General features: G+C 61.0%; 14 protein-coding genes, 1 tRNA gene and 1 pseudogene. 12 read left to right on the top strand and 4 right to left on the bottom strand.

The genetic code is table 11. From position 1 onward, the window contains the following. Positions 1–59: 59 nt before the first annotated feature. Together istB and istA are read right to left on the bottom strand one after the other, a co-directional pair. A complete protein-coding gene (gene istB, locus RLDS_RS44990; protein WP_009821099.1) occupies positions 60–866 on the bottom strand; it encodes an IS21-like element helper ATPase IstB in 807 nt (268 codons plus the stop codon). Further along, positions 856–2379 carry an IS21 family transposase gene (gene istA / locus RLDS_RS44985; protein WP_009823850.1) on the bottom strand — a complete coding sequence of 508 codons (1524 nt, stop codon included), beginning with the start codon at positions 2377–2379 and terminating at the stop codon, positions 856–858. The genes istB and istA overlap by 11 nt, the downstream gene beginning before the upstream one ends. A gap of 115 nt (positions 2380–2494) precedes the next feature. On the opposite strand from istA, the gene RLDS_RS44980 reads away from it, so the two are divergent. Both RLDS_RS44980 and RLDS_RS44975 read left to right on the top strand, forming a co-directional pair. Then, positions 2495–3058, top strand: coding sequence for a 3-hydroxyacyl-CoA dehydrogenase family protein (locus tag RLDS_RS44980; RefSeq protein WP_021227007.1), 564 nt, complete (start codon positions 2495–2497; stop codon positions 3056–3058). Between the two features lie 10 nt (positions 3059–3068). Continuing rightward, positions 3069–3806 (top strand): alpha/beta fold hydrolase, encoded by a 738-nt coding sequence (locus tag RLDS_RS44975; RefSeq protein WP_021227006.1) that lies wholly within the window; start codon positions 3069–3071, stop codon positions 3804–3806. Between the two features lie 21 nt (positions 3807–3827). Here the strand turns inward: RLDS_RS44975 and RLDS_RS54620 are convergent, their stop codons facing one another. Next, entirely contained in the window at positions 3828–4388 is a 561-nt protein-coding gene (locus RLDS_RS54620; RefSeq protein ID WP_152528075.1) for a TetR/AcrR family transcriptional regulator, read from the bottom strand. 209 nt (positions 4389–4597) lie between these two features. On the opposite strand from RLDS_RS54620, the gene RLDS_RS44965 reads away from it, so the two are divergent. From RLDS_RS44965 to RLDS_RS44920, 10 genes and pseudogenes are all read left to right on the top strand, one after another. After that, the gene (locus RLDS_RS44965) at positions 4598–6049 is read left to right on the top strand and encodes an FAD-binding oxidoreductase (protein WP_021227004.1); all 1452 of its coding nucleotides are present in this window, start codon (positions 4598–4600) and stop codon (positions 6047–6049) included. Beyond that, positions 6046–7392 (top strand): (Fe-S)-binding protein, encoded by a 1347-nt coding sequence (locus RLDS_RS44960; RefSeq protein WP_021227003.1) that lies wholly within the window; start codon positions 6046–6048, stop codon positions 7390–7392. The genes RLDS_RS44965 and RLDS_RS44960 overlap by 4 nt, the downstream gene beginning before the upstream one ends. A 1-nt stretch (position 7393) precedes the next feature. After that, positions 7394–9124 carry an FAD-binding oxidoreductase gene (locus RLDS_RS44955; protein WP_021227002.1) on the top strand — a complete coding sequence of 577 codons (1731 nt, stop codon included), beginning with the start codon at positions 7394–7396 and terminating at the stop codon, positions 9122–9124. 38 nt (positions 9125–9162) lie between these two features. Continuing rightward, positions 9163–9453: an NmrA family NAD(P)-binding protein gene (locus RLDS_RS44950; protein WP_021227001.1), complete on the top strand. Its 291-nt coding sequence runs from the start codon at positions 9163–9165 to the stop codon at positions 9451–9453. 54 nt (positions 9454–9507) lie between these two features. Beyond that, the gene (locus tag RLDS_RS44945; RefSeq protein WP_031298520.1) at positions 9508–10137 is read left to right on the top strand and encodes a Rossmann-fold NAD(P)-binding domain-containing protein; all 630 of its coding nucleotides are present in this window, start codon (positions 9508–9510) and stop codon (positions 10135–10137) included. A gap of 14 nt (positions 10138–10151) precedes the next feature. Continuing rightward, on the top strand, positions 10152–11087 hold the full coding sequence (locus RLDS_RS44940; protein ID WP_021226999.1) for an aldehyde dehydrogenase family protein: 936 nt from the start codon (positions 10152–10154) through the stop codon (positions 11085–11087). Between the two features lie 536 nt (positions 11088–11623). Next, entirely contained in the window at positions 11624–12613 is a 990-nt protein-coding gene (locus RLDS_RS44935; protein ID WP_021226998.1) for a threonine ammonia-lyase, read from the top strand. A gap of 88 nt (positions 12614–12701) precedes the next feature. Next, positions 12702–12776: transfer RNA gene (locus RLDS_RS44930), tRNA-Asn, on the top strand. 510 nt (positions 12777–13286) lie between these two features. After that, positions 13287–15533, top strand: coding sequence for a TonB-dependent receptor plug domain-containing protein (locus tag RLDS_RS44925; RefSeq protein WP_236616872.1), 2247 nt, complete (start codon positions 13287–13289; stop codon positions 15531–15533). A gap of 239 nt (positions 15534–15772) precedes the next feature. Continuing rightward, a pseudogene (locus tag RLDS_RS44920) lies at positions 15773–17211 on the top strand (IS1182 family transposase). Between the two features lie 438 nt (positions 17212–17649). On the opposite strand, the gene RLDS_RS57415 reads toward RLDS_RS44920, so the two are convergent. Next, positions 17650–17745, bottom strand: coding sequence for a hypothetical protein (locus tag RLDS_RS57415; protein WP_408021150.1), 96 nt, complete (start codon positions 17743–17745; stop codon positions 17650–17652). Between the last annotated feature and the right edge of the window lie 227 nt (positions 17746–17972).

The raw sequence follows: 17972 nt of genomic DNA, 5'->3' as shown, positions 1-17972 counted from the left end.
TGTTGATTTCCACTGAGAAGTGACCCGGGTTTTCCATCGAGAAGTGACCCGTCTGCGGATTATGTTTCGGGTGTCACGGGTGGGTCAACCCGTGGTTTTCTCTTTTGGGTTCTGGCCTGCTTGGCAGAGCTGTTTTTGAAGCGGAAGCTATCGTTGCCGGTCTCCAGGATGTGGCAGTGATGGGTAAGCCGATCGAGGAGCGCCGTGGTCATTTTGGCGTCGCCGAACACGGTGGCCCATTCGCTGAAGCTCAGGTTTGTGGTGATGATGACGCTGGTGCGCTCGTAGAGTTTGCTCAGCAGGTGGAAGAGCAGCGCGCCACCTGAAGCACTGAACGGCAGATATCCAAGCTCATCCAGGATAACGAGATCGGAGTGCAGGAGGCGATTGGCGATCTGACCGGCCTTGCCCTGTGCTTTTTCCTGCTCGAGCGCATTGACCAGTTCGACCGTCGAGAAGAAGCGGACGCGCTTTCGATGATGTTCGATGGCCTGGATGCCCAGCGCCGTTGCCACATGGCTCTTGCCGGTGCCAGGACCGCCGACCAGCACGATATTGTCGGCGATGTCGATGAAGTCGCAGCGATGCAACTGACGCACCAGAGCTTCATTGACCTCGCTACTGGTAAAGTCGAAGCCGGCCAGATCGCGATAGACAGGGAAGCGCGCGATCTTGAGCTGATAGGCCACAGACCGAACCTCCCGTTCTGCTGTCTCGGCTTTGAGTAACTGGGAGAGGATCGGGATGGCGGCTTCGAACGCTGGAGATCCCTGTTCCATGAGATCGGTGACGGCCTGCGCCATGCCATGCATCTTGAGGCTGCGGAGCATGACGACGATGGCGCCGCTGGCAGGGTCATGACGCATGACGCTTCTCCTTGCGCAGATCATCATAGCGTTCGACATTGGCCATCGGTTCGCTGACCAGCTTGAGCGCCTGGGGCGCCGTCACCGGCGGCGTGGAGATCGGTTTTCCGTCGACCAGCCTATAGAGCAGATTGAGGATATGGGTCTTGGTCGGAACGCCAGCCTCCAGCGCCATGGTGACCGCCGTCAGCACCAGTTGCTCATCATGATGAAGAACCAGCGCCAGTATTTCGACCATTTCCCTGTCGCCGCCGGGATTGCGCAACAGATGTCGCTGCAGACGCTGGAACGCATCGGGTAGCTCAAGGAAGGGCGCACCGTTGCGCAGGGCGCCGGGCTTGCGCTGCACGACCGCCAGATAATGGCGCCAGTCATAAACCGTATGACCTGGACCGTCGTGAGAGCGGTTGATGATGCGCTGATGTGCGCAGATTGGCTGCCCCTCGGCGACGACCTGGAAGCGATCAGGATAGACGCGCAGGCTGACAGTGCGATTGGCGAAAGAGGCCGGTACGCTGTAGCGATTGCGCTCAAAGTGGATGAGGCACGTCGGCGATACCCGTTTGCGATATTCCACAAAACCATCGAAGGGCCTGCCCGCAACCATCAGACACTCAGATTCATCGGCCCAGGCATTGGCAACCGATCCGGGTTCGATCCCGTGAGGGATGTCCTCCCATAACGCCTTGCAGCGCTCCTCCAGCCACAGGTTCAGCGCATCAAGGCTTTCGACCTGCGGCGTGGGTTGCCACAGACGGTGCCGCGCATCCTGGACATTCTTCTCGACCTGCCCCTTTTCCCATCCCGCAGCCGGGTTACAGAACTCAGCTTCGAACAGATAGTGGCTGACCATCGTCAGGAAGCGTGCGTTGACGGTGCGTTCCTTGCCACGCCCGACCTTGTCGACGGCCGTGCGCATATTGTCATAGATACCCCGGCGCGGCACGCCGCCCAGCACGCGGAAGGCGTGATTATGGGCGTCGAACAGCATCTCATGGGTTTGCAGCAGGTAGGCGCGCACGATGAATGCCCGGCTGTAACTGAGCTTGAAATGCGCGACCTGCAGCTTGGTCCGAACCCCGGCGATGATTGCCCAGTCCTCACTCCAATCAAACTGGAAAGCTTCCCCCGGCGCGAACGACAGGGGCACGAATGTCCCACGCCCGCCAATCTGTTGCTGGCGCCGATAATCTTCGCGCCAGTCCCGAGCAAAAGCGGCAACCCGGTTGTAGGATCCTTCATAACCCAGGCTCACCAAATCGGCGTGAAACTGCTTGATCGTGCGCTTCTGCTTGCGCGATCGGCCCATATCGCGCCGCAGCCAGGCCGCCAGATGCTCAGCAAATGGGTCCAGTTTGCTTGGTCGATCAGGCACCTTGAACCGCGGATCGATCGTCTCGGACCGCAAATATTTGCGGATCGTGTTGCGTGATAGTCCGGTGCGCCGCGCTATCTCCCGGATCGGTAGATGATCGCGAAAATGCCAGCGCCGGATAACGCTCAATAACGCCATGTCCAACACTCCATATACCCTCGCTTGTCAAAGCCAGGGACGAGTTCAACATGGGTCAATTCTCAGTGGAAATTTACGCCCTACCCGGGTCACTTCTCAGTGGAAATCAACACCCATGGGTCCTTTCACCCTGCAGGACATGGCTGGCGGCATAGAGCTCACCTGGCGGCTGCGTCAGGCCAGCGGCGCGATCGATCCGATCGGTGACGCGCTTTATGAACAGGGGCGGCTCGGCCTCCAGTCAGGCCGTGGCTATTACCGCTACGAGGCGGGAGATCGCAGGCCCCTGCCCGATCCCGAGGTCGAGGCCATTATCGATTCCGCGCGCCAGACCGGCGGGGTGGCACGCACCGATCCTGATGCGGCAGAAATCACCGACCGCATGGTCCTGCCGATGATCAACGAAGCCGCGAAAATTCTTGCGGAGAATATCGTCGACCGGCCGAGCGATATCGATCTGGTCTGGAATGCAGGCTTCGGCTGGCCCCGTGACAGGGGCGGGATCACCTGGTTCGCGGACCGTCTCGGAGCGCACGCGATCGTCACACGGCTGCGCGAACTCAAGGCTGCACATGGAGATCATTTCGAGCCGGCCCCGCTCCTCGTCGAAATGGCGGAGCGCGGACAGGGATTTGCCGATCTCCACCGGACCGCCGAGGAACCCGCGTCGGCGGGATAGGCCAGCAGGCATGGCACATATCATACTGATTCCGAGCGCTTTCCATTCCGGCCAATGCTGGAACCGCGTCGTCCCCTTGCTGGAAGCGGCAGGGCATGTCGTCTTCGCACCGGACCTTCCCGGGACCGGCCAGGACGGACTGAATCCCGCTGATGTCGATCTGGCGACCTGGGCCGAATTCGTCGCCGATCTGTGCCGAGCCGTTCCGGAGCCGGTCATCGTCGTCGGCCACAGCCGGGGCGGCATCGTCATTTCCGCAGCGGCGGAGCTGGTCCCCGACCGGATAAGCCGCCTGGTCTATGTGGCCGCCTTCATCATCCCGTCGGGTCAATCGCTGTTCGGAGCAATCTCGGCGATGGGGCCGATGACCCAAATGCCTTTCGAAGTGTCACCGGATGGCCGTGTCGCCACCTTTGCCGGGGGCGGCGCCAGAGGCATATTCTACAGCCAGATTGATCAGGAGCAGGCGGATGCACAGGCGGCGCACCTCCGCCCCGAACCGCTCTTGCCGAGCACGACACCGCTGAGCCTGACCGAGGCATGCTTCGGTTCAGTGCCAAAAGCCTATATTCGCACCACGAAAGACGACCTCATCCCGCCCGCAGCGCAGGAAGCCATGGCGCGTGCTGCTCAATGCGAGCCGATTATTCCTATCGATACCGATCACTCGCCGTTTTTCTCTGCCCCCGAGCAGCTCGCGGAGCTGATCGATACGATCATCTGTACCGACGCCCTCCACGGGGCATAGCTTTGCTGTCCAGTGCCGCCTTCATCGATCTTTCAGGGAAGCAGCGCTCAAGGCCAGTTCAATCCAGTCGATCACCAGACTGGCGATCATCGTATCCCGGCCCTCCCGATGAAGATCAGACAGGATCAGAAGATCTATGCTGGTCAACAGGCGCAAAAATAGTTCCGCCGACAGGAACGGATGCGGCGATCCAAGCTGACTGAAAATCGAACTGAAGCTCTCCGCCGCCTGCGCTGTCAGTCCACTGACGGCTTCGCGTAACTCCCGGCTTCGGATCATCTCGACGAGGATTTCAACCCGGGCCAAGCCCCGCATACGCTGAGAGGGGCTAGACCAATGCTGCACCATCTGACGCACATGTCGCGCCACCGAGCCGTTGGTCACCGGCCCATCGGCGGCTAGCCGCTCCTTCAACTCACGGGTGTCCGCCAAGTCCAGTGCCATGACCTGCGCGCCGACCGCAACCAGCAGGTCGATCCGCTTGCGATAATAGTTGGACGTGGACCCGAGAGGCAATCCGGCGAGCCGGTCGACCTCGCGATGGGTCAACCCGCGCGAGCCCGACTGCGCAAGCACCAGCATGCCCGCTTCCACAACCTCCTGGCGACGCGAGGTTCGCTCGGAACGATCCTGTAAACTCAACGGCTTGTTACCTCCCACGCCCACCCGCGCCGGGTCGGACCGCAATTGCCATAGAGCATCTTGACTTCACAATCCAACATCTACTACACCTGTAGTGTAAGCACTGCGGGAAACGCGGAGCGGGACATCGGATCTGGAGAGATACTGTGATGAACGGCGCGCCTGTGGCCAGCGAACTGCGCGGATTGCCAAAGGGAGTTTCGGTTTCGCGCGATCCCGCAGCGCTGCAGGGCTTCGCACAGGACAGCAGTGGCCGGCGCGGGGCAGCGCCGCGGGCGATCGTCCGCCCCAAGACCGCGCAGGAGGTGCGCAGCCTGATATCTTGGGCGCGCGCGAACACAATCCCGCTGGTACCGGTGAGCTCTTCCGGTGGGCCTCGCCGTCGCGGCGATACCGTCGCGACGCAAGAGGCGGTCATACTCGATTTGTCCGATATGCGGCGGATCATCCATGTCGATGGCAACGATGCGCTTGCCGTGATCGAACCGGGCGTCACCTTTCCCCAGTTGGACGCAGCGCTACGCCCACACGGTTTGCGCAGTTTCCGGCCATTGGTGGCACGGCCAACCAAATCCGTCCTTGCGGCATTTCTCGAACGCGAGCCGTTCACCGTTCCAGGACGAAGCTGGGATTCCTCCGATCCTCTCGCCGCGATGCAGATCATATTGGGTGACGGCAAGCTGTTCCATACCGGCAGCGGTGCGCTGCCCGGCACGCTTGAGGAAAATCTGGAGCGCGGCAACAGGCCGTTACTTGGGGTCGGGCCGCTCCACACCGATTTCGGACGGGTATTGCAGGGCGCACAGGGCGCTTTGGGCATCGTCACCTGGGCGTCAATTTACTGTCAGCGCATACCCGCACGCGAGCAACCGCTGTTCATTTCAGCCGAACGCATCGAGCCTCTGATCGATGTGGCCTACGCGCTGCTACGGCGTCGTCCCGGCGGCCAGCTGTTTCTCGTCAACGCCCGGCAACTGGCGATGCTGTTCGCCAGCGCCGCCGAGGACGTTGATCGCATCGCGAAGTCCCTGCCTGCATGGGTGCTTTATTTCGAGGTTTCCGCGCCAGATTATTTTGCTGACGAGGCAATGGCGTTTCAAATCGCCGATCTGGAATCCGATGGCGATCGTGCGGGCGCGCGGATTTCGGATCGGCTTGGTAGCATCGTAGCCAGCGACGTTCGTATCCGTCAGGAAGCCGGACAGCTATTGCCCTGCGAAGGCGCTGCCGAAATCCGGCGCGAAGTGCTGTGCCTTGGCCAGCTGAACGCACTGCCAAAGTTGCTTGGCAGTCTTCCCGCCGGACATATGGAGCGGGCCGCGATCCATGTCCAGCCGACGGTACACGGGGTGACCGCCCAGCTTGCTCTTACATATATCGCCACCAGAGCCGACGAAGGCGACTGCGACCGTGCTGCCCGTGACGCGGCGGCATCGCTGGCAGGCGCGGGTGGTTTCTTCAGCCGACCTTATCACCCTTGGGCGGAACTGCCCTTCGCCGCCGATCCCGCGATCGCCAATCAGCTCGCGCGCGTGAAAGGATTCTTCGATCCGGATGGCATCCTGCAACCAGGTGCGCAGAGCCTTGGAGGTGCGAAATGAGTAACAATCGCGAGCTGTTGAACCCGGAGCCGGACGACACCACCGCGCTGGCCGATTTCGTGGGCAATATCTCGCACTGCTGGCGCTGCTCTCACTGCAAATGGGTGCCCTCGCCCCAGAGTTATCGATTTGCCAATGCCTGCCCGAGCATCGAATGGGGCGGCTTCCACGCCTATAGCGGCGGCGGCAAGATGATCACCGCCCACGCCCTGAAAGAGGGCGAGGCGGACTATAGCGAGACTGCGCTGGAAAGTATCTTCGCCTGTACGATGTGCGGTGCGTGCGATACTTCGTGCAAAAACAACAACGGGGAACTCGTCGAGCCGCTGACGGTGATGTATGCGCTGCGCCAGCATGTGGCGGACGAAGGCCATGCCCTCCCTGCCCACCGCGCAACGCTCGCCAACCTGCGGAGCACCGGCAACCCCTATGGCAAGCCGCGCGAAAACAGGACGCTCTGGGCGCAAGGGCTGGACGTTCCGGACCTGTCCATAAAGCCTGCGGCGGTCTTGCTGCACATCGGCTGCGAGAACGCCTATGACGAAAAAGCCTGGGCCGAGCTGCGCGCCATCGTCGCCCTGCTGCAAAAGGCGGGGGTCGATTTTGCGACCCTCGGTGCGGCGGAAAGCGCGACTGGCGAAGGGGCCTTTGATCTGGGCTTTGCCGATGCGGCGAAGGAACAGGCAGGCGCCATGGCCGCGAAGATTGCACGGCCGGGCGTCAGCACTGTCGTCACCTGTTCAGCCAGCAGCTTTGCCGGCATGCGCAACATCTGGCCGCGGCTGGGCATCACGCCGCCGCCGACGACACTGGTCCACATCACCGAATTCATCGACCAGCTGCTTGAGAACGGCCGGCTCGTAGCGACCGAACGCCTCGATGCCGCCGTGACCTATCACGATCCGTGCAAGCTGGGCCGGCTAAGTGAGCCATTCACGCCGGGAAGCCGTCGCTGGAAGAAGGATCTCAACGTCCTTCCGGTATCCGACGGACCGCGACAAGTCCTGATGGGCAATGAAGGCTTGTATGATGCCCCCCGCCGCCTGCTGCAGCGGATACCCGGCCTGAAGCTGGTCGAGATGGAGCGCAATCGTCACGCCGCTTACTGTTGCGGCGCAGGAGGCGGCGCGAAGTCAGCCTATCGCGAATTTGCCCAGTTTGCAGCTCGCGAAAGACTTGCCGAAGCCGGGCACACTGAAGCCGAGATTCTGGCAACATCCTGTGCGGGTTGCCAGGGGCATCTTGCAGAAGTGCGCGACCTCGACGGCGGCGCCCAGTCGGTTAGCGGAGTGTTCGGGTTGATCGCCGCCAGTGTGCTGGGCGGTTTGGACGGAGTAGCCTGACATGAACGCTGCATCCAAGTTGAAAAGCGCGCCAGACAGCGTTCAGCTTTCGCCGCAGAAATCCACCGCCCTTTCGCACGAAGCCAGGCGCGAGTTGATCGACGCTCTCGGCGCGCGTTTCGTGTCGGATGATCCCGCTGTGATTGCGAGCCATTCATGGGCGTTCCTGACCGGCGACACCCAGATGGGCCAGCCGCGCCCGGTCGCCGTGACGCTGCCGTCCACGACCAAGGAGGTGCAGGCCATAGTCCGCACCTGCCTGCGTCACGGCCTGAATTTTCGCGCTCATAGCACCGGCACAGCATCGTTCCACCGCGTCAGCCGCGAAGGCGTGGTCGCAATCGACTTGCGGCGGATGAACAGGATCGTCGATCTGGACGCCGCCAACCAGATGGCGGTGATCGAACCCTATGTCACCGCGCAGCAGTTGATGGCGGAATCGCTGAAGGTCGGGCTGGTGCCTCATGTGATCGGCGCGGGATGGACCCACTCGCCGCTGGCTTCGGCCACATCGCTTGGCGGCATCGGCATAACCGGCAATCACACCGGCTATAATGTCCGCAACCTGCTTTCGTGGGAATGGGTAACGCCAGAAGGCGAGATCGTTCGCGGCGGTTCATCCGGAGCGGATGCCGGATGGCATGCCGGCGAAGGACCGGGACCGGGCTTTCGCGGCATGCTGCGCGGCGCGGTGGGCGCCGCGGGCGGCCTGGGCGTGTTCACCCGCATCGGTTACAAGCTGCACCCCTGGGCCGGGCCAGGCCGGCTGGAGCATGTTGGAGCGCATCCGCAGTACGGGATCAAGCTCTCCGACACGATGCGGCTCTATCAGCCTGCTTGGGACAGTTGGGAGCAGACGACCGCAGCGACCTACGACCTGCTCAAATCGAACGCGGCTCAATATGTCACCCGGCTGCCGCCCGATCAGCTGGGCTGGAGCTTCGCCGCAACCAATCAGGAGTTTTGCGAGCAGTTCCACGCTGGCACCCTGCCCGCGGTTGCCCGTAACGAGAACCGCATCTCGTGGACGCTCATCGCCTTGTCGGAAAGCATCGCCGAGGCGGAATGGCGGGAACGGGTGATCCGCTCCATCGTCGAGAAGACCGGTGGACGTTTCGTTACCCTCACCGACGAGGAAGCCGGCCTTATCGCCCGAAACTCTATCACGTCCTGCTACAGCCCGCGCGCGTTCCGATCGGGGCCCAGACAGGTATCGAGCAGTGCCGGCGGCTATGAATCCTTTTCGCGATTGCCTGACATGGTCGCCACCGGCCAGCGGATCATGGCACCCTATAAGGACAAGTATAAAACCTTCGCCGCAGGCAGTCCGGAAGAATTCTGGATCTGGCCAAGTGAGGGCAGGCACCTGTGGGGTGAAAACATCGTTTCTACCGATAACGAAACGGTAGAGTCCGCAGCAGACGCGATGAGCTTCATGATCCAGACGATGGAAGACAATGATCGCAAGCCGATCGGCTTTGCGGCATTTGCGCTCGGCAACCTGCTGGTTGACATCTACGGCGCGAAGGACGGAGCCAATCACATCATGCGCCGCATCAAGTCCCTGCTCGACCCGCATTGCGCAGCAGACGGCTTGCACCCCTCGGGCAAGGTCACGGCGCTGTCGAAGATCTGGCCGATCGCCCGCATAATGTTTCGCCTGTCGCCCGCATTGCTGCGTCGGGTGATGCGCAAGCAGCTGCGCGGAGGATCGACGGGCAAACCGACCTGAACGGGTTTGACGTCGGAGGTCGGAAAGGAAGCATGCATATGTCGAGCCAGAGCAGCCTGAGCGTGTCAAAGCCTATCCCGCGCAGCATCGCGGTGTTCGGCGCATCGGGTCATATCGGCGGTCCGGCGGCTCGCCACATACGCTATCGCGCACCGGAAACGAAGTTGCGTCTTATCACCAGCGACGCGGACAAGGCGGGAAGGCTGGCGACCGATTTCCCCGATGCGCAATGCCATGTCGCCGACTTGCTCGATCCCGCGTCGCTTGAAGCGGCGCTGGCCGAAGTCGAGGGGGTATTCGTCGTGACCCCGGCCGGGCTCGACGAATAACGGGCAATGGGCAATCTGGTTGAAGTATTGGAAGTCGGATCGAGCCTCGTACACATGGTGCGGATCACCGGTCTGGAACCAGAATTGAACATCCGCTTCGTGCCGGAGGAACTGCAAGCGCACGCTTCGACGGCCACGCAGCATCACATAGCCAAAGCGATACTTGAGCAGAGCGACCTGCCGGTCACCTATCTCAACATCGGCGCGTCCTATATGGACAATTTCCTACTGCTCGCGCCCGTGATCAGGCGGACCGGCAAGATGGTCTGGCCATCACGCCTGATCGGCTATCTCGATCCGCGCGATGTGGGCGAAATCGCGGCCAACCTGCTGCTGTCCCCGGATGAGCGCAACCTGCGCCAGTTCCACGACATCAACAATGGCCAGGACCTGCTAGAAACCGAGGACGTTGCGCAAATGCTTTCCGACGTCCTGAAATGCCCAATCCCTCACGAAGGCAGCCGCGAAGCGTTCATAGCGCTGTTCGACCCCGTCCTCTCGGCACGATCGAGCCAGCCTGGGGCGGCCGGCCGGGTTCTTTCCTTCATCGATTTTGAGAAGAGCAAGTCGTCATTCCTTCACCTGTCCGACCTTGCCGAGCGACTGCTGGGGCGCAAGCCCACCACGTTACGATCCTGGTTCATGGAGCATGGCGCCGCATTTGTCAGCGAGGCAGACCTGTGATGACGGATACTCATATGCCAGCCCACGGCCCCTATTGGCCCCAGCCAGGCGCGGCGACGTTCGCCAGCCTCGCTGCCCTGGGGGCGACGCGGTTCTGCGACGCCGAAGCACTGCGTATCGTGGGCGGCGACGCCATCTCATTTGCGCGCTTCGAAGACGAGGTGGCCCGTCACGCGGCAGGCATGGCGACCGCCACCGGGCGCAAGGTCATGGCCACCGCGTCGGGCAATCTAAAGCGCGTCACCCTGGAGCTGGGCGGGAACGACCCGGCGATCGTCCTGCCCGATGTCGATGTCGAAAAGACGGCAAAAGAGCTGTTCTGGGCAGCCTCCCAGAACAGCGCCCACTTCTGTGTCGCCACCAAACGGATTTACATCCACCACGAAATTTACGACGTCCTAGCCGGAGCACTGGTTGAATATGCGTCCACCGTCACGATTGGCGATGGTCTCCAACAAGGTGTCGACCTCGGCCCGATCCAGAACCGGATGCAGTTCGAAAAGCTAAAGGATCTGATCGCTTCCGCGCAGGCCGACGGGCTCAAGTTCCTCGCCGGCGGCACCATTCCCGATGGCAAGGGCTATTTCGTGCCGATCACGATCATCGACAATCCGCCCAAAACCTCCCGCGTCGTCGTCGAGGAAGCGTTCGGCCCGGTGCTTCCGCTGCTGCGTTTCGATGACATCGACGAGGTGGTCGCCCGCGCCAACAACACCGAATATGGCCTCGCGGCTTCGGTCTGGAGCCGGGATGCGGATGCCGCAGAAGCAATCGCCCGGCGCCTGGAAACCGGAACGGTCTGGATCAACGAAATCTATTCCTTCTCGCCGCATGTCGCCTTTGGCGGGCACGAGCAATCAGGCGTCGGAATAGAAAACGCAATGGAAGGGCTGGCCGAATACACCAATAGCCAGACGATAGTGATCAATCGCACGTCACAAGCTGCATGAGGCCGGCCGGGGGCGAGACATCCCCTCAGACTGATGAGGGGCGTCGGACCAGAGCGGGAAGATAGTTGGAAATGCTGCAATCACGGGCAGGCGTTCGCGGGGATGGGACTTTACCACGCTTGACCGAGCGGGGCATTGCGCATTCCTGCTGAGCCCAGAAGACCGCCTGTGACAATTGGCCTGCCGCCAGAAAAGGCCAGAAGCACGCTCCTCGCTCAGTACGAGGAATATATGCGCGCATCACCTCCGCCAAGGTGAGCCGCTCAACCACCTGGACAGCGCCCATTGGCGCTCGCGGAGATGGAAAAAACCTATCGGAGACAAAAACGGGCGTCTTGTCTGAAAATATGAACCAGGACGTTCCCGATAAAACACGGGACAGTGATATGCTTCTTCCCGCCCCATTGGACACAAAAAGCAAAATTACTTTGGACGTACCCTGAAATGGAAGCCACTTTCCACGCCTCACTTGCGACGATACATCGCTGGCAGTCATGATGCGCCAAGCCTATCGCGTTCGCCGGAAGGAGCGTCCAATGCCCGATTCCCCCGCTATCCAGATCGCAGATGTGCTGGGCGCCGCCCGGCTATTAGATGGCGTTGCGGTGCGCACGCCGTTGATCGAAAACCAGATACTCAACGAGCGCATCGGCGGCCGGGTCCTCATCAAGTTTGAAGGCGCGCAGCATACCGGATCGTTCAAATTTCGCGGCGCCTATAACCGCCTCGCGCGCCTGTCGCCGTCGGAACGAACCGCGGGCGTCGTGGCTTGGTCCTCGGGCAATCATGCGCAGGGCGTCGCCTGCGCCGCGCGCATGCTCGGCATTCCGGCCACGATCGTCATGCCCGCCGATGCGCCCGCGATCAAGGCCGCCAATACCTGCGCGCTTGGCGCTCGGATCATTCCCTATGACCGGCTGACTGAAAGCCGGGAGGAGATCGCCACCCGTCTCGCCCGGGATAGCGGCGCCACCCTTCTCCCCTCCTTTGACGACCCGCACGTCATGGCGGGCCAAGGTACGGTCGGGCTGGAAATACTCGAACAGGCAAAGCAAGCACGCGCCAATGTCGAGCAGATCTTGGTATGTTGCGGGGGTGGCGGGCTGATCTCGGGCATCGCCACGGCGGTCAAGGCATCGCGCCCCGACGTCGCGATCTACAGCGTCGAGCCCGACGGCTATGACGACACCGCCCGATCCCTGGCAAGCGGCGTGCGGGAGCGGGCGATGCCGGGCGCAACATCCATTTGCGACGCCCTTTTGGCCCCCAGTCCTGGCATCCTCACCTTTCCCATCAACCATGCATGGCTGGCGGGTGGCCTTGCGGTCAGCGATGCGGAGGTACGGGCCGCAATGCGCTTTGCCTTCTCGACGCTCAAGATCGTGGCGGAACCGGGCGGCGCGGTGGCGCTGGCGGCGCTGCTGGCAGGCAAGGCCCCGTCTTGCCCGGGCGACCGGGTCGTGGTCATTTCCGGCGCCAATGTCGATCCAGACCTGTTTGCGGCAGTCATCAGCGAAACCGATTGAACAAGGCCCGAACTTTCGCCACGCCACCCCTTGCCAAGCGAGACACCACGCTGCATAGGCGCGGCCTGCCCGGCGAAAGCCGGGTTGCTCCCCGATAGCTCAGCGGTAGAGCATTCGACTGTTAATCGAATGGCCGTAGGTTCGAATCCTACTCGGGGAGCCACGCTCTTTCAGCGCCAAGATTCCGATTTTTTTCAATTGGTTAGGGTATGAAGTAGTCAGATTAGCCGATTTTGCGCTGACATCGTCGCCGTAATCCTCTGGGATAGCGGCTTTTTTGTTCATATCCAATTTGGTGTCTCTACCCCTTCCCACTGCGCTGGGATCGCAGGCGTTGAGGCGTTCATCGACCGATCGTTGAGTAATCATAACCAACATACCCACGCCTTTCCGCCTCGCCGTACACCTGCATAAACAAGCCCTTCGCGAAGCTCTCAACCGACTAACCGCGAATCGAGCGGCTTTGTTCTCAGCAATATGAGCAACGCCGAAGCCCCAGCAATGGGGAGGGCACTGAAGTGCCTAAGCGGCTAAAGTTAGCACAGCGGGGCGCAAACCTTCGGCAACGGCTTGCGCAGAAACAAAAATACACAAAAGTATATTTGACGTTATACCATATCATATTGCATCCGCCCGCTGCCTATTGCGGGGGTAAATTGTGAGAAATATCAGATTGAAAACCGTCGCCATGCTTCTTGCAGCTACGTCCTTCCCTGTGCCCGCATGGGCGCAAGAGCCTGCAGCAGAATCTGACGGCGAGCGTCACAGCGGGCGACAGGGCTATATAGTGGTTACAGGTCAATCGCTTGTCACAGAAGAAATCGCTTCACCTCTTCCCGTTCAGGTGCTGGCCGGTGAAGAGTTGATTCATCGGCGCCAGGGTGGGCTCGGCGAGACGCTGGCCGGCATGCCCGGTACCCATCTCGACAACTTCGGTGGTGGCGCATCGCGTCCAGTAATCCGTGGCCAGACGGTCCCGCGCATTGAAGTGCTGAGCGACGGCGCGAACCTGTTCGACGTTTCCTCGATCTCGCCAGACCACGCCATCACAACCGATCCGCTGCTGCTCGACGCGATCGAGATACAGCGCGGCCCCGCCGCGGTCCGCTACGGCGGCAATGCGACGAACGGCGCAATCAATCTGATTGACAGCAAAGTGCCAAAGGCGGTGCCAGAAGGCGGCCTGACTGGTGCGACCGAGGTACGCTACGGCACCGGCGACGAAGAGAAGACGGTTGTTGGGCGAGTCACCGCCGGCATTGGCCAGTTCGCGCTCCATGCCGAGGGCGCTCGCCGCAGTGCCGAAGACTATGATGTGCCGAACGCCTACGGCTCTGACAAGCTTCGTGACTCCTTTGCGGACAGCACCAGCTACAGCATCGGCGCATCGTGGATCACGCCGAAGGGCTATCTTGGCGCCGCCTTCACTCGTATGGAGAGCGAGTATGGTCTGCCTGGCCACAGCCATATCAACGGCGTCTGCCATACCCACGGTCTGGACCTGCATTGCGAGGCACATGGCGGGTTCGAGGACCCGTTTGGCGGGTCCGATGACCACTCTGCGTACATCAAGCTGCGCAGCGAGCGCGTTGATATTCGTGGCGACTATGACGGTCTGCTGCCGGGCTTCGCTCACACGCGGCTGCGCCTTTCCTACACCGACTATACACATGACGAAATCGATGGCGAGCTTCGATTCTCACGCTTTACCAATGAGGTCTATGACGGCCGCTTCGAGCTGACCCACGAGCCGCTCTTGGGCTTTACCGGCACGCTCGGCGTGCAATATACCGACAGCAGGTTCGGCGGCATCAATGCAAACAATCTGCACCGGCCATTCCCCGACGGGGCCTACGGCTTTGACGGCAGGCCTGACTATTCGACGGAGAATGTCGGCATCTTTCTGAATGAACGGCAGTCATTCGGCGCGCTCGATGTCGAGGCCGCCGTGCGCAAGGACTGGCGGAAGATGGAAGTAGGGGTGCCGTCCTGGCGGTCCACCGTTGGCCCTGAGCTCGCCGCGTTGTTCGTCAAGTGGTACGGTGCCGATTGGCAGGCAGTGCTAGAAGCGGAAGACGTCGAGCTGTTCCGTTTGAGGAACCCAACCGTTCGGCACGACCCCTTGTCGGCATCAGTGAGCGCCACCTTGAACGTTGGACAGGGATATGCGCTTGCCCTTTCACTCGCGCATACCGAACGCGCGCCCAGCGTGCGTGAGCTTTATGCGCGCGGCAACAACCTGGCGACCAATAGCTATGAGCTCGGCTTGGTGGCCGAGGTTGAGGGTTTTGAGAACAGGGGCGTGTCGGCGCAGGACATCCTGGAGTCAACCGATGCTATCAACCTGACCTTCCGCAAGACGGGCGGCGCGCTAGGGTTCGAGGTCGGCCTGTTCTACCAGGATGTCAGCGACTATGTCTTCGCGCGGCTGATAGAAACCGAGAATGAGACCGGCGTTCCGCATAACTTCCTGGTCTACACCGCGGCCGACGCGCGTTTCGCCGGCATCGACGGCCAAGTGAGCTACCAGCTTGCTCCCGCATCGCGCATCACGGTGTTTGGCGACTATGTCAACGCGACGCTCAAGAACGAGAACGACAATCTTCCCCGCATTCCACCGGGGCGTCTAGGCGCGCGCTACGAACATAGCGCAGGGCCACTGACGGGAGATCTGGAATATTATCGCACCTTTGCGCAAGACGAGTTCGCGACCTACGAAACCCGCACCGGCGGCTACAACATGGTCAACGCCACGCTCAGCTATCGGCTCAACATCGGGCAGGGTGACAAGTCCGTTGAGTTCTATGTTCGCGGCACCAACCTGCTCAATGAGCTGGCCTTTGCGCATACGTCCTTCGTGAAGGACCAGTCACCGCTGCGCGGACGAAGCGTCGCCTTTGGCATGCGACATTCCTTTTGAATGAAGCTGTGTCGGTCAGCGAGGACAGCCCCCCTTGCCGACCGGCACAGCTTAAGCGCATCATCGCGCGCATTTGGAGATCAAGGCTAACAGTTTTCGATTTGGCTCTTTTCGGGTATCCGCAGCTACTTCGGAGATGACTTGAATGGGCGACCAGTAGCAGCCGCTTCCGCGTTCGACCCAGCCTGTGTGAAAAGGCGATAATCATGGTATGATGCTCTGACAGTTTGGAGGGTCATATGGGTCGCTTCGTAGCTGGCGCTGATCGCAGCCAGACGACATTGTTCCGACCGTGTGTACATGACCGGATCGGGGAGGATAATCCGGTTCGCGTGGTCGATGCGTTTGTTGATGCGCTGGATCTTGGAGAGCTTGGCTTTAGCGGCGTGGAGCCTGCGGCGACGAGGCGTCCGTCCTATCATCCCTCGATGCTGCTCAAGCTGTACATTTACGGATATCTGAACCGGGTGCAGTCGAGCCGTCGCCTGGAGCGTGAGGCTGATCGCAACGTCGAACTCATGTGGTTGGTTGGTCGGCTGGTGCCAGATCCCAAGACGATCGCGGACTTCCGTCGTGACAATGGCGCTGCGATCCAAAGGGTTTGCAGCCGCTTCGTCCTTCTGTGCCGTCAGATGGGCCTTCTGGCCGGCGGGAGCGTCGCGATCGACGGCAGCAAGTTTAAGGCGGTAAACAACCGCGATCGCAACTTCACTAAGGCCAAACTGGAGCGCCGACGGCAGCAGATCGAGGAGAGCGTTGCACGGTATCTCTCGCAACTCGATACCGCCGACCGTCAGGAACCGACCGAGATACTGGCCGCCAAAACGGAAAGGCTCAAGGAGAAGGTCGGCAGGCTTGAGCAAGAGATGCGGCGCCTTAACGGGTTGGAAGCTCAGATGCTGGCACAACCGGACCAACAAATCTCGCTGATCGATCCGGATGCACGCTCCATGGCGACTAGCGGCCGGGGACCGGGATGGTCGGCTACAATGTCCAGGTCGCGGTCGATACAGAGCATCATCTGATCGTCACCCACGAGGTGACGAACATTGGTAGCGACCGCGCCCAAATCATCGGTATGGCAATGAAGGCAAAAGCGGTGCTGGAAACAGACCGGCTCGATGTGGTGGCTGACAGAGGTTACTTCTCAGGCGAGGAAATCCTGGCAAGCGAACAGGCCGGCGTGACGGTGCCCATGCCTAAACCTATGACCTCAAGAGCAAAGACCGCCGGTCGGTTCGGTAAGGAAGGCTTCGTCTACATGCCCGAGCAGGACGCGTATCGCTGCCCGGCCGGTGAGCAGTTGAAGAATCGGTTCCAGACAGTGGAAAGGGGCATGACGCTCAATCGATACTGGACCAGCTCTTGCCCTAGTTGCCCCATCAAGGCCCAATGCACGACCTCCAAGGAACGCCGCGTCACCCGGTGGGAGCATGAGGACGTAATCGAAGCCATGCAGAAAAGGCTGGATGCGAACCCTGATGCGATGCGGATACGAAGGCAAACGGTTGAACATCCCTTCGCCACTCTCAAGGCGCGAATGGGCTACACACACTTCCTCATGAAGACCAAGCCCAGGGTCTCAACCGAAATGGCGCTGCATGTACTGGCCTACAACCTGACCAGGGTCCTCGATATCGGGGATAGCAAGGCAATCCTCAAAGCCATCGCAACCTGACGGATATTGTCCACAATCTGCCCGCTATCTACGGAACATGGCCTTCCAGCAGCTACATCTGCAGCGTTTTCACACAGGCTGGACCCATGCCGGACGCTCAGCAGCCAATTTTCCGTTCTCAGCTGCGGTCGGTCTGCTTTGCTGATCGGGACGTTCGAGACTGGCCGGTGGGCGAATGTCCGCTTCTGGACCGATAATCGGCGAAAGCTGCAATTCGCGCGGCCTCACCTGGCGGCCAAACCCAGCCACGCTTTTCGATGAGGGAACAGTCAGTATGCCCATCGGAAAGATCTGTAACGGCCCTTCTATTTCTCTAGTTGAGATGCTCGCCGTCCATCAGTTGACAGTGAGACGCACTGATCCATGACCCCGCGGACCGATGGCCACTAACCAGATGTGCGTACAATGTGGTGCATAACGATGTTGGCCAGAGACCGATCAGATCACATTCCCACCTTCGAGGTCCGCATATTCCCGGATGACGACAGGGTCCGCACCCGCGGGCATCGGCGCGCCGGTCGATATCCTGACCACTATGCCGATGGGCAGCGGCTCGGGAGACGGGCCGCCGGCACAGCTTTCGCCAGCCAGCCAAAACTGGACCACCCCTGTGCAAGGTCGTCAAGGCGGACCGCATAACCGTCCATCGCCGCGCAGTCCCGTGGGGGGGTCGATCAATGCGACCTATCTCTGGCAGAGTTCGTCGGCCCGCTTTGCCGATGGGCACAAATTGTGTGCCCAGTGGCACGCTGCTCTCGCGC

The sequence above is a fragment of the Sphingobium lactosutens DS20 genome, from assembly GCF_000445105.1.
GTDB classification, from domain to species: domain Bacteria; phylum Pseudomonadota; class Alphaproteobacteria; order Sphingomonadales; family Sphingomonadaceae; genus Sphingobium; species Sphingobium lactosutens.
Note: the sequence above shows the minus strand (reverse complement) of the source record. Positions and strands in the feature narration are given on the sequence as shown.